9 protein-coding genes and 1 pseudogene are annotated in these 12888 nt (G+C 36.7%); 9 read left to right on the top strand and 1 reads right to left on the bottom strand.

All coding sequences use genetic code 11. The features are described 5' to 3' along the window. Positions 1-73: 73 nt before the first annotated feature. The 9 genes from E4V70_RS05095 to E4V70_RS05060 all read left to right on the top strand — a co-directional run bounded on the left by E4V70_RS05095 (position 74) and on the right by E4V70_RS05060 (position 11307). Positions 74-1504, top strand: coding sequence for a TolC family protein (locus tag E4V70_RS05095; protein ID WP_122863425.1), 1431 nt, complete (start codon positions 74-76; stop codon positions 1502-1504). A gap of 39 nt (positions 1505-1543) precedes the next feature. Beyond that, entirely contained in the window at positions 1544-3607 is a 2064-nt protein-coding gene (locus E4V70_RS05090; RefSeq protein WP_331869744.1) for a peptidase domain-containing ABC transporter, read from the top strand. A gap of 39 nt (positions 3608-3646) precedes the next feature. Next, on the top strand, positions 3647-3916 hold the full coding sequence (locus tag E4V70_RS10955) for an HlyD family secretion protein (protein WP_232037826.1): 270 nt from the start codon (positions 3647-3649) through the stop codon (positions 3914-3916). 59 nt (positions 3917-3975) lie between these two features. Then, complete coding sequence (locus E4V70_RS05085; protein ID WP_232037825.1) at positions 3976-4935, top strand: HlyD family efflux transporter periplasmic adaptor subunit; 960 nt, start codon at positions 3976-3978, stop codon at positions 4933-4935. A 719-nt stretch (positions 4936-5654) separates the two neighbouring features. Beyond that, positions 5655-7583, top strand: a complete 1929-nt coding sequence (locus E4V70_RS05080) for a site-specific integrase (protein ID WP_232037824.1) — start codon at positions 5655-5657, stop codon at positions 7581-7583. Further along, the gene (locus E4V70_RS05075; RefSeq protein ID WP_134482482.1) at positions 7555-8034 is read left to right on the top strand and encodes a hypothetical protein; all 480 of its coding nucleotides are present in this window, start codon (positions 7555-7557) and stop codon (positions 8032-8034) included. Before E4V70_RS05080 ends, E4V70_RS05075 begins: the two co-directional genes overlap by 29 nt. After that, positions 8031-9113, top strand: coding sequence for a nucleotidyl transferase AbiEii/AbiGii toxin family protein (locus tag E4V70_RS05070; RefSeq protein WP_122863426.1), 1083 nt, complete (start codon positions 8031-8033; stop codon positions 9111-9113). Before E4V70_RS05075 ends, E4V70_RS05070 begins: the two co-directional genes overlap by 4 nt. Before the next feature lie 172 nt (positions 9114-9285). Further along, positions 9286-9648, top strand: coding sequence for a plasmid mobilization protein (locus E4V70_RS05065; protein ID WP_232037823.1), 363 nt, complete (start codon positions 9286-9288; stop codon positions 9646-9648). Positions 9649-9705: 57 nt separating this feature from the next. After that, the gene (locus E4V70_RS05060; protein ID WP_122863427.1) at positions 9706-11307 is read left to right on the top strand and encodes a relaxase family protein; all 1602 of its coding nucleotides are present in this window, start codon (positions 9706-9708) and stop codon (positions 11305-11307) included. Positions 11308-11922: 615 nt separating this feature from the next. Here the strand turns inward: E4V70_RS05060 and E4V70_RS05050 are convergent. Further along, positions 11923-12864: pseudogene (locus tag E4V70_RS05050) on the bottom strand (IS256 family transposase). Between the last annotated feature and the right edge of the window lie 24 nt (positions 12865-12888).

The following is a 12888-nucleotide window of genomic DNA, read 5'->3' as shown; positions in this document are numbered from 1 at the left end:
TTTAATAGAGTATTAAGCATTGTTACGCTTAAATTTTCGGGTTTTTATTAACTAATTTTACAAAGAAGGTACGGTGAAGGTTTTATCGCTTTTTATTTGTTTTTCATTATCTATCTATGCTAAAACCTTTACTTTTTCCTCCCTTGCTAAATCCCTAGAATCCACCAACCCCTCCATCCTATCTTCCAAGCTTCAAACCCTGCTAGCAAACGAAGAGATAAACGCGGCTAAATCAAGCCTATATCCCAGGCTAAGCCTAAGCGCAAATAGCGAATACTCTAAGAAGTATGCAAACGCTAGAAACAACTACATAAACGATGAAAGCCTGGTAAGCTCTACGGGACACGCTAGCTCGGTATCTTTAAAGCTAAATTACGAGTTATATAAATTTGGAGCAAATGCCTTAAACATAGATGCGGCCGCTTATAAAAAACAAAGCCTAAGCTATAAAGAGTGCGTGACGCTAAATGAGGCTAAACTAAGACTGCTTGAGCTATATTATAATCTGCTAGATAGCAAAGACAAACTAAACTCCTATAGCAAACTAAAACAAATCAATAAAGAGATCTACGAAACATCCAAACGCCTCTATGAAAACGGCGATCATACAAAAACGGCAATGACAAATAGCGCCATAAGACTAGTAGAGATAGAAGATAATATAGCAAGTCTAAATAAGCAGATAAAAAATCTCATTAGCGAGATATCAAATTTAAGCGGAGAGGATATCTATATAGAAGATGAGATAATGCCTTTTAGCAGCGAGGATATAGGAGATAAATTTAATCAAACCTCCGTTTCTTTAAAACGGGCTAATCAAACTAATCAAACTAATCAAACTAATCAAACCAAATCTTTAAATCAAGCTCCCGGCATTTCGCCTCAAACTTTAAATTTAGATAGTTTAATCTCCTCCCCTCTACCTGCATTTGAACAAACTTCCGAGGCCAAAGAGTTAAACGCTCTAATCCTTTCTAAACAAAGCGCTCTTGAATCAAAAAAGAGGGAGTATTATCCGGCATTTTATCTATATGCTAAGTACGACTTTTACGGGGACGACAGAGACAACTTTCGCCGCTCTTGGGACGATACTCAGCGAAACGGGTACAGGATAGGCCTTAGTATGGTTTATAATCTCTTTGACGGCTTTAACAGGGAAGCTAGCATAGAAAGCGCATCTCTTGAGTTACTTTTAGCCAAAGAGCAGTTTAACGAAGCAAAAAGGCGGTACGAAAAAGAGGCTAGAAATATAAATGACGATTTGCATTCAAATTTAGAAAAGCTAAAAACTACTTCGGAGCTAACCTCTTACTCTAAAGAGCTTTTGAGCATGCAAGAAAGACTAAATTTAAACTCGCAGTCGGATAAACTAAGCGTGCTTGAAAGTAAGGTTAAATTTAACGAAAATCTCATCAAAAACGAAGAGGCGTTACTACAAGCAAATATGCTTACGGTAAAACGCTTTTTAATAAACGAAAAGAGCGTAGATTGCAAAGCGCTTTAAGAAGCTTAGAGATAGTAGGGGGCTCTAAATAACGTTAGGATAGACAGCAGAGCCATAATAAGAGATTACGCCCTAAATAGCACTCCAAGCTTTGAAGAGCTTATAAGAATAGCAAAAGACAAGGGCTTTAAGGCTAAGATTAAACCTTTAACCGTTAAAAATTTAACCTCCTATCCGCTACCTTGCATAGCTAGGGATAAAAACGGAGTTTATTTTAATATCTTAAAAGTCGACGCCTCTAAAAACGAAGTCTTAATCTTTAAAGACAAAAACGAACCTTACGCTATCAAATTTGAAGAGCTGCTTAATATCCTAAATCCAAATCCAAAGATGATAGTCTTAAAGCATAAGCTCTTAAACGATAGGATAAAATTCGGCTTTGGTTGGTTTTACGCTAGGATGTTAAGCTATAAAAAGATAGTAGGCGAAATTTTAATAGCATCTTTCGTTATCCAGCTATTCGGTCTAGTTACTCCTCTTTTTACCCAGGTGGTGCTTGATAAGGTTTTAGTTCATCACTCGCTTAGCACCCTAAACGTCATAGCATTAGCATTTGTGGCGGTAATTATATTTGAAATGCTTTTGGGCCTAAGTAGAAACTATATATTTGCCCACACTACTTCAAAGATAGACGCCAGGCTTGGAGCTATGCTATTTGACCATCTAATAAAACTACCCATGATCTACTTTGAAAACAGAAAAGTAGGAAACATAGTAGCTAGAGTTAGAGAACTAGATAGTATAAGGGAGTTTATAGCCAATAAATCCGTTACCGTTCTGCTTGATATGCTTTTTAGCGTAGTGTTTGTAATAATGATGCTACTTTATAGCGTTAAGCTTACTTCGGTGGCATTAGCTTTCGTTACTATTATAGCTACTCTTTATTTCTTTGCTACTCCAAGGCTTAGAGCAAGGCTAGAAGATAAATTTCAAATGGGAGCCAGATCAAACTCCTATCTGGTCGAATCAATCACCGGTATATCAACCGTTAAATCTCTAGCGATCGAGGGCAGTATGCAGCGCCTTTGGGAGGATTTTTTAGCCAAATACGTAAAATCAAGCTTTGAGCTTTCAAATTTATCAAATATCTTATCCGGCATCGCAAATGCTCTTTCAAAGCTAATGACGCTATCTATACTCTATCTAGGAGTTGGCCTAGTTATAGAAAACAAGCTAAGCGTAGGTCAGCTAATAGCCTTTCAGATGTTTGCGGGACAATTTAGCGCTCCTATAATGAGGCTGGTAGGTCTTTGGAACGAATTTCAGCAAGCTCTTCTTAGCGTAGATAGACTAGGAGACATACTAAATACTCCAAAAGAGCAAGAAAACGATAATGCTATAACCCTAAATGAGATAAAAGGCGGAGTGAAATTTGATAACGTTAGCTTTAAATACTCTCCAAACTCTCCTATCGTGCTTCAAAACTTTAGCTTAGAAGTAAAACCAAACACAAGTATAGGCATAGTAGGTAGAAGCGGTAGCGGAAAGAGCACTCTAACCAGACTTCTTCAAAGACTATACTACGCAAACGAGGGAGCTATCTATATAGACGGAGTCGATATCAGGCATATGAATCCATCCTGGCTTAGGCAAAACATAGGAGTGGTGCTGCAAGATAGCTATCTTTTTAGCGGCTCCGTTAAAGAAAACATAGCTTATGCTTATCCAAGCGCCTCTATGGATCTAATCTTGCAAGCTTCAAGGGTATCGGGAGCCGATGAGTTTATAAGCGCGTTACCTGAGGGCTACGATACCTTAGTGGGAGAGCAAGGTTCGTCTCTTTCGGGTGGTCAAAAACAACGTATTGCGATTGCAAGAGCCATACTAACCAATCCTAGAATTTTAATATTTGACGAAGCTACCTCCGCGCTTGATTACGAAAGCGAAAAGATAATATCAAATAACCTTGCAGCCATCAAGAAAAACAGAACCGTATTTATCGTAGCTCATAGACTAAGTACCGTAAAAGATTGTAACGAGATAATAGTGCTGGATAAAGGAAGGCTAATAGAAAAAGGAGATCACGAAAGCTTGATGAAGCAAAGGGGGTATTATTACTTTTTAAATAGCCAGCAAGAAACCGGCAATACGAATCAAGCTTAAATTTAAAAAATGGTATAGTGCGATAAACAAAGGACAATATTGAACGACCTCCACGAATTTAAACCCCTACTTATAGAAATAGAAGACAAGCCCCTTAATCCTCTTGGCAGAATCATCCTTTATCTAGTACTGGCTATTATGATATTTGCTACCGCTTGGCTGATACTAGCTAAAGTAGACGTAGTGGTAAGCGCAAACGGTAAGGTCATACCAAGCGGAGAGATAAAGATACTAAAACCTCTTGAAAGCGGAGTGGTCTCAAAGATATTCGTTAAAGAATCGGATAGAGTTAAAAAAGAGACATCCTAATACAAATAGACCCAACTGTAACCGACGCCTCGCTATAGAGCAAACAAGACGATCTAGCGGTGATTAACTCGGACATTGCCTTACTGTATGCTCTCATTAACGAATCAAATTTAAGTAAAGACGAGATAAATAAGCTAAATTCATCTCAGTTAAATTTATACAACAGCCAAAGGCAAATTTTAGCTAGCACCTATGAAGGCAACAAAGCCAAACTAAATTCAGCCAAGCTTGACATCAAAGCTAACGAAAGCGAAGTAAATAGACTCAGCCTTCTTCTAAGCAAAGAAGAGGAAGCTAAAGCAAGACTACAAAAAGTACTTGATATAATAGCCAAAAAAGAGTACGAAGAAGTAAGTAAAAATATCATAAATTTAAAAGAGCAAAAAGATATCGCCTTATATAGACTAAAAGAATCAAATAAAAAACTCGAAGAGATCATAGAAGAAAATGAAAAAGCGATAAAAACCATAAAATCAAGCTGGATAGAAACGTCACTAAGCAAAGAAAAAGAAAAAAGAGAATTAAGCGCTCAGATAAACGCAATCCTTTTTTCAAACAAGACCCAGCAAATCAAATCTCCGGTAGACGGGTTTGTTGGAAAGCTGCTTATCCATACCGAAGGTGGAGTAGTAAGTCCAAACGATAATCTAATATCGATCGTTCCCTCGGATGCTCCTTTAATAATAAAAGCAAATGTTCTAAATAAGGACATAGGTTTTCTAAAACTAGGTCAAGAAGTAGCCATTAAGATAGATACCTTTAGCTTTCAAAAGTATGGACTCTTGCACGGAAATATAATAGAAATCTCAAAAGATGCCATAGAAGATGAAAAGCTAGGGCTAATATACGAAATCAAGATAAAACCAAACAGCCTGGATATAAAAGTAGAGGGAGAAACCAAGCAACTAGAAATAGGTATGAGCGTAATAGCTGAAGTAAAGACCGGTAAAAGAAGGGTCATAGAGCTATTCATATATCCGATAATCAAGTATATGGATGAAGGGCTTAGCGTGAGGTAATGGGCAAATAAGAAGCCTTGAATCTACACGCAAAATACTAAACCTATTTATGTCATTAAGGCCGTAGAGTAATCTGGCTCTCAATTTGCAGGCTTTACTTCTCTTGGTATTTATGCGATTATAAGATTTTATTACGCAGTCTCTCTTTAGAAAATTTAAGTAGACAGTTTATGTTTAGTATTTAGCAATGTCTGAAAAAATATCAATGTATGAAAGTAAATGCATGAAAGTATTTGTGTTGTTTATTTTTGATTTATAAAGCTGCCCTCAATACCTCAATACCTCAATACCTCAATACCTCAATACCTCAATACCTCAATACCTCAATACCTCAATACCTCAATACCTCAATACCTCAATACCTCAATACCTCAATACCTCCACCATACTAAATGTATCACTAAAAATGCAACAAAGAAAAACAAAAGCAATTTTATATGAATGTTTTTGTAAAATAGCAGGTTTTAAAAAACTGTACCACTTTTTATCAAAAGTGTACCATAGTTTAAGAAAAAATTCAAAGAAAGGGAAACTGCAAAAGAGGCGGTTTAAATACCGATAAATAGGGCATTTATGGTGTCACGGGGGAGACTTGAACTCCCGACCTCCGGCTTATGAGGAATTATTTTAAATCCTTGCAAAGCACTGATACTACGCTATTTTAAGTCTTTTGGACTTTAAGGCATCGGCAAGGTGTTCCACTTTTGTTACACCGCCTTATGACGCATATTAAAAATCGCAACGGAACATACTACTATAGAAGCGTTCTGCCTCTTAGCACGAGGAAAATCTTCGGCGTTCAAAGAGAAATTTGCTTTACGCTAAGCACAAACTCCATACTAAAAGCTAAAAAATCTGCTAGAATTTATGATAGATACATTTATCTAATAACCAAGGCGGTGGACATGAAGTTGGACGGCAAGATAATCGACTCTCTAGTGGATAGCTTCATGCAGGCAAAGGTCGATAAAAGTATAAAAGAGCACTCTTTATACGATAAAAAGATAGACGTTGACTTTGCCGATGCTCTAAATAGGCATTTTAAAGAAGCCTTGCAAGATAATCAAATGCCCAAACTTCTAGAGTCTAGCGTGGAAATTTTAGAAAAAGATATCGGCCCGATCGGTGATGAGGATAGGGCTACGGTAACTCACGCTTTGCTTGAGAAAAATATCCTTTCGCTAAACTACCTCATAGCAAAACTTGAGAAAAACGCAAACCTTACGGCCAAAAGATTAAAATTTTTAAGCGAGCAAGATAGTAGCCGTAAATTTGAAAGTAAAGAAATACGAAGCTTTCAGGACGATATCGGCGTTCTTGACGAAATCGGCGGATTGCCGCTTAATAGGCAAGGGGTTAAAGATCTTATAGATACTTTCGCTCACGCTATGGCCGTAGCTGCCCAAAAAGAACACGGACTAAATACGCAGCTAGGGCTAGTAAAAACTAAAGCCGATGAAAGAGAGACAAAAGATATTATGCTCGGTAAAAAGCAAAATATCGTTCAATCTATACGCGCAGGCAAAGAAACTTTTGGCGCGGGAACTCTAGGTAATAATATAGTAGAACGATACGAGATAGTCCCGCTTGCTAGCCAAATACCAACCGGGTCGCAAAACAATATAATATTGCGCGTTGCATTCGATACCTTCATACAAAACACGAGTAAAAACGAAAAATGGTCTAAAAGCACGTTAGAGCTAGTAAATAGCGTTAAAAATTTGCTCTTTAAATTCTTCGGCGAGGAAAGGAGCGTATCTCTTATATCAAGAGATGATTTATTAAAATTTCGCGATATTTTATTCCAAATGCCAACTAAGCTAAATCAAAAAAACAAGTATAAGGGTAAAAATTTAGAGCAGATACTGCATCTGGGTAAAAACGATAGCAAGCTGTCGGAAGTAACCGTGCAAAAATATATGATAAGGGTGGCTCAATTTTTTAATTACAGTTACGATAGCGGCTACATAGGTAAAAGTATTACGAATAATATTAACGTAAAAATAGAAATAGACCCCACGGATCGCAAGGTATTGCCTTACAGTAAAGAGGAAGCGCAAACTATCTTTAAGATAGTTCAAGATTTTAAAAATGCCAATAGATCTCCAAGCAAGCGAATAAACGCTAATGATCTTTATTATATTACGATGATAGCAGCATATAGCGGGATGAGGATAAACGAAATAACTCAGCTAAGATACAAAGACATAGTAAAGCGTAACGGAATACTTTGCTTTAATATAAACAGAGAAGAGGGTAAAACCACTAAAAATACTAATTCTATAAGGGTGGTGCCTGTTCATTCCAAGCTGCTTGAGCTTGGCTTAATAGAATTTATTGATACTAGAAAAAACGGCGAGACGATATTTAGCGTAAATAATAAAATCTTTTCTGAAATTTTTAGAAACCAAATTCAGCGCAAACGTATTTGTAAGGATAAAGAAAAAACTTTTTATTCGTTTAGACACTATTTTATAGATTACTTAGTGCAGCGAGAGGTTGAGACAAACGTTATAGCCCAAATAGTAGGTCATGAAAAGCAGTACAAAATTTTACTTAACACTTACGCCAAACCGATCAACCCAGATATATTAAAAGCTAAGATTGAAATGGTTGAGTATGGGGTTAAAAATGACCCACATACCTAGAAAGATAAAATTTCTCAGAAACTATAGAGTATATAGTATAGATATATTTAAGAACGAAGAAAAAGATTTGGCTAGAAAGTATCTAAATAAATCCGCCAAAGAGGGCGAAATAATCAAGATAAGCAAGGAGAAATTTTATAAAAGGGCATTAAAGGATCGAAATAGGCCGGCTCCTAAAATAACAAACCATCCCAAAGATAAAGAGGCTTTAAGAAAAAACGAACTTTGCACGTATAAGTATCCGCTGTTTAAATACCGTTTTTGGAGCAACCCGGGCGGTTCTATACCCTTAACCAACTATATAGCTGCGCTAATGGATAATGATTCGCCTATGAATTTGGTCTACCTGCGTAAACTTTTCGGCGATGCTAAGGTGTTTGAAGTATATCTTAACGAGTTTTATCAAAAAGGCGAAAGACTGCCTTTGGTAGAGGATTTTTTAGAAATATGAGCGAAAATTTATATCCTAGAGTAGTCGCACTACTTGAATATATCGCTGGCGGCAATGAGCTAAACGGCTTTGTTCTGGTCGGCGGTATGGCTATAACGCTTTATGAGCTTCATAGGCAGCCTCAAGACCTATATTTTTTTGTAAATGAAGAAGAGCTAAGTACTCAGTCGTTATCAAAAATAGAAGCTTTAATCTCAAAGTTAAAAAATGCATACGAGATTAAATTCGTCAAAGGAGACAAAGCGCGGGTATTTTATAAATTTGACGGTGTGAGCGTTAAATTTATAGCTTATCCGATTGAGATTTTAAGCGATGCTAGGAAATACAAAAATATAAACGTAGCCTCAATCAAAAAACTAGCCTACATCAAACTAGACGCTATACTAAGGCATCGCCGCAAGGCAAGGGATTTTTACGATTTAAAATACCTTATGTTAAAATTTAACCTAAAACTAGAAGATATTTTAGACGTCTGCCGCTATCACTTAAAACTTATGGGTATCGCGGAAAACGCTATGGCGCACTTACTTTTAAAACATAGGCTTATAGATAAAGAAGGCATAATAGAAGCTAAATTTGATACCGATATAAAGGCTATTCGCGAGTTTTTAAAAAACGAAGTAAAAAGGCTAAGCGAAGAAAGAGCGGAAATATTTAACTTTTCTACCAACGAAATAAAGGCCAATATAAATAAAAAATACGGACTAAGCAGAAACTCTTTGCTTATGGAGCTTTATTTGATAAAAATGGAGCAAAAACTATACAAAATCGACCTTTTAGAGGCCAAGGCCGACTTGGGTTACGAAAATTTTAACAAATGCGACATATTTTACTATGCTTTGAGCGATACTAAATTTATAGATTATCTGCTGCTTTACACCTCAAGTACGCCAAAAGACCTTAAAAACAAGGCTCGACACTTTAACGGAGCGCTAGAGCTCATAAAAAGGCACGAGCTAATAAATGATTGTCTAAATAAAAGCGAGGATGAGATTAAAGAATTTATAAAAAGAAAAAGTATTCAAAATAGCAGATTTATAAGACTGGTAAAAAAGAAAAGGGAAATTTTAAATGGCTGAGTATACGGGCAGAGCGGCATTTTGCCCGACCCAGACTTTGTAAAATTTAAACCAGCTCGTCTTATTTTAAAACCTAAAAACTAGGTTAATTTTACCCGACCCGTTTCCTAACTTACTAAAACCCTTGTTTTACAGTTTTCAATTTTATAAAATTGCGGATAAAGAAAAATGTGTGCATACTGATTCCAAAAATAAAATTTTATATAAGATAAAGATGGAAAACAAAAAACGCGAAATCACTAAGAACATAATCAAAAAACTAAGACTAACCGATGCCGAATGGTCGGCTATCGAAAAGAAGCTAAAAGAAACAGGGATGACCTTTTCAAAATTTGCCCTAAGTTCAATGCTGTCCAGGCGAATTAGACTTCCTATCGAAAGGGAGCTTTTGACCGAGCTATCCAAGCAAGGAAACAACCTAAACCAAGTGGCCGCCAAGCTAAACAGCGGCGAGAGTTTAGATAGAGTGGGTCTTAGAATTATTGCCGAGAATAACTCTATATTGCGTCGAATTTATAAAAGATTGGGGAAATAGTGAACTATATCAATCAAGACCCCTACCTCACAGACATAAAGAAAGCTATTAATAGCGATGCTAGTTAAATTTCTTCCTACATATACTGGCGGCGGTCTTGGGAGCATAAACTATCTACTAAACGAAAGAAAAGCGGCCGGAACGGCTAAGGTTGTAAAAGGCGACGAGAATTTAACTAGAGCTATTATTAAAGGAATCGACTTTAAACAAAAAACATGCTTTGGAGTTTTGTCTTTTATGGAGAAGCACGATTTTTTGGATGAAGAGCAAAAGCTAAAAATCATAAAAGATTTCGAGTACGCACTGCTCGGGGATTATATGCTAGAGCGGGTAAATGTACTCTGGGTCGAGCATTCGGACAAGAACGGTCGGCTTGAGTTAAATTTCTTGATCCCGAAGATTGATCTTATAACGGGCAATTCATTTAATCCATACTTGGCAAAATTCGACCAAAACAGGATTGATTTGATCAAAAGAATAATTAACGACGAATATAACCTTTCTAGCCCTGACGATCCCGCAAGAGAGCAAACGATATCGGCTAGCAAAAAAAACATCGGGAATTATCAAAATTTAGAAGAGCTCGATAAAAAACTACACGACCTAGTCAAAGAGGGATATATCAAAAATAGAGATCATATGATTGAGCTTCTTAACCAAAGCGGCATAGAAGTAACTAGATCGACAAAGAAAAGCATAACCGTAATGTTGCCTAATCAAAAAACAAAAAATCGTTTAAAAGGAGGAATATACGATGCAAATTTCACAGGCGCTCAAGGACTTGAAGAACTCGGCCAAAGCTCAAGCAGAAGAATTCGAGAGTTCCATAATAGAGATACACAAGCAGAGTGCGAAAGAAATAGGCGAAAGCTTGAAGAACTCATTAAAAAACGAGATAAATTCAATAGCCGAAAATTTAGAGCCTCGCCTCCAAGAGATAATATCGATCCAAAGCAAGAGCAAAAGATGGATATCGGTACTCACGGCTACGATAGCGCTAATAATCGGAATAGCGGCGGGCTGGACGGCTCAAGGAGCGAGGCAAAATTTGGAAACGGCTTGGTCGGTGCCCAAAGACTGGAGACACGAACAGCCCAGCGAGGACGGGACTCAGACGCACTACTACATAGCAATCCCTCGGAGCAAGGAGATCTTCGAGCAAAACAACAAATACTACATACTTATGAGAACGGAATAGAAGATGACAACATTAGAAGAAGCATTGCTAGAAGAAAACGAGAGCTTGACACAGATGATCAAGAACGAGAGGAGCGAACACGAATCGCAGAAGAAGGCCTTGATCGAAAAATACGAGAAAAAGATAGCGAATTTACAACAAGACAAGACGAATTTGATAGATCGCATGCAGTATTTGATGAACGATTGCGAGAACAAAATATACGAATCGTCGCAAGTGCAAAGAGAAAAATACGAGAAATATTTGGAGTTTTTAAAAAAGAAATTAATAAGTTTGCAAGAAGAATTGCAAAATTTGAGGGTAAAATACGATGCTTTGCAGATGGACTACGAGGAGTTGAAAAAAGATATAGAAAATTTATAGAGGAATGTGAATATGCAAGAATGATAGACATGCGTCACTCTATCAAAAATACCAATAAAGAAAATACTATAAAATCAGATACGCCTGGATTAGTCTAGGCGTATCCCGCCAAACCGGCCGCCGCATAAATATACTTTTTGGTTTCTAGGCTCTTGGGGGTTTTATGCTTAATTAAATACGATCCGCCAGACTAATTTTATTATCTTGTTATGCGCACTTATAAATAAAAAATTAATCGACTGCCCCCCCGAGTTCTTGCGGAGATACGCCAGTAAGCTTAAATATTTATTAAAATAGCCTACTTAACTCGGCTATTTTAATAAATATGGTCTAGACTAAAGCGTGGGTCAAGGGAGCAGCAAGCTCTCCTTGCGAGCCTCTCGCGGGGCCAAAACGGTAACGTTGCGTGGCCACGTAGAGTATGCTCGCCCTATTAGTAGAAACAAAAAAGAGCCAATGCGAAAGTTAAGAGAAATTTTAGCAAAACATGGATATAAAGCAACCATTTAAATATGGTATATTTGATATGGTTTATAATAAAAGTATAATTTTAAAAAATTTGTAAAAAAATGCCCGAAGAGCTCGGACGCTATAAGTTTTATGCGTTAAGTTTTGAAAACACCTTTACTCTTGGAGCATTGCCTATAAATTTCTCGATATTTACAAGATTAGCATATCCTTCGCAGCCATCATAACTGCAAGAAGAGACCTTCTTAAAAAGGACCTGAATCCTGTAGATTGGTTAAGGCTTGTTCTTTTGTATCAGCTTCGTAAATAGCTTTTAGCTCACTAGATATTCTCTTTTTATCCTTATAACTTACATATTTAAGGCTATTTCTTATTTGATGGATTACGCATTTTTCTACTTCGCGCTACGCACTCGTAGCTGCAAGCAGAAGAATTTGGGTGTTGGGAAAAGATGAGTTTATGGCTTTACTTATACCGCTTAGATTATCAGTAGATATTATTAATATATCATCTACTCCACGATTTTTAATCTCATTGAATATATCTAGCCAATATACTGATTGTTCGCAATCCTTGCTAATCCACATACCTAAAATTTCTTTGCTGCCATCTAGCTTAACTCCTAGCATTATATATGTGGCTATGTTCTTAACGTTGCCATCTATTCTAACTTTAAGTATAGTAGCGTCTATTATTACAAAGGGATATATTCTATCTAGTGGTCTATTCTGCCACTCTTTGGCTTTATCCAATATCTTTTCAGTCATATTTGATATAGTTTGTTCTGATAGCTCAAAGCCATATAGTTGTTCTAAATGGCTCTTAATATCTCTAACACTCATACCCTTAGCATAAAGCGAGATAACTAAATCATCTGTGCCATTTAAGACTACTTCACGCTTTTTAACTAGCTTAGGGTTAAATGTGCCATCTCTATCTCTTGGTATATCAACTAATATCTCACCGTAGTTTGTTTTTAATGTCTTGGTATTATAGCCATTGCGGTAGTTTGTATTATCTGATGTGTGGTGTTTATCATAGCCTAAATGCTCTGTTATTTCAGCATTACTAGCTTCTTCTATGACATCTTTTAAGATGAGTTTAAACTCATCAACTATGCTTTGAGGAGTTATATTCTCTCCATTAGCTAATCTCTTGGCCAACTCTTGTCTGTCAAGTAATGACATAGTAAATCCTTTTAGTTTTTTAAA

It is taken from the genome of Campylobacter showae (assembly GCF_900699785.1).
Taxonomy (GTDB): domain Bacteria; phylum Campylobacterota; class Campylobacteria; order Campylobacterales; family Campylobacteraceae; genus Campylobacter_A; species Campylobacter_A showae_D.
The sequence above is the reverse complement of the archived record's forward strand: the minus strand, read 5'-3'. Positions and strand labels throughout refer to the sequence as shown.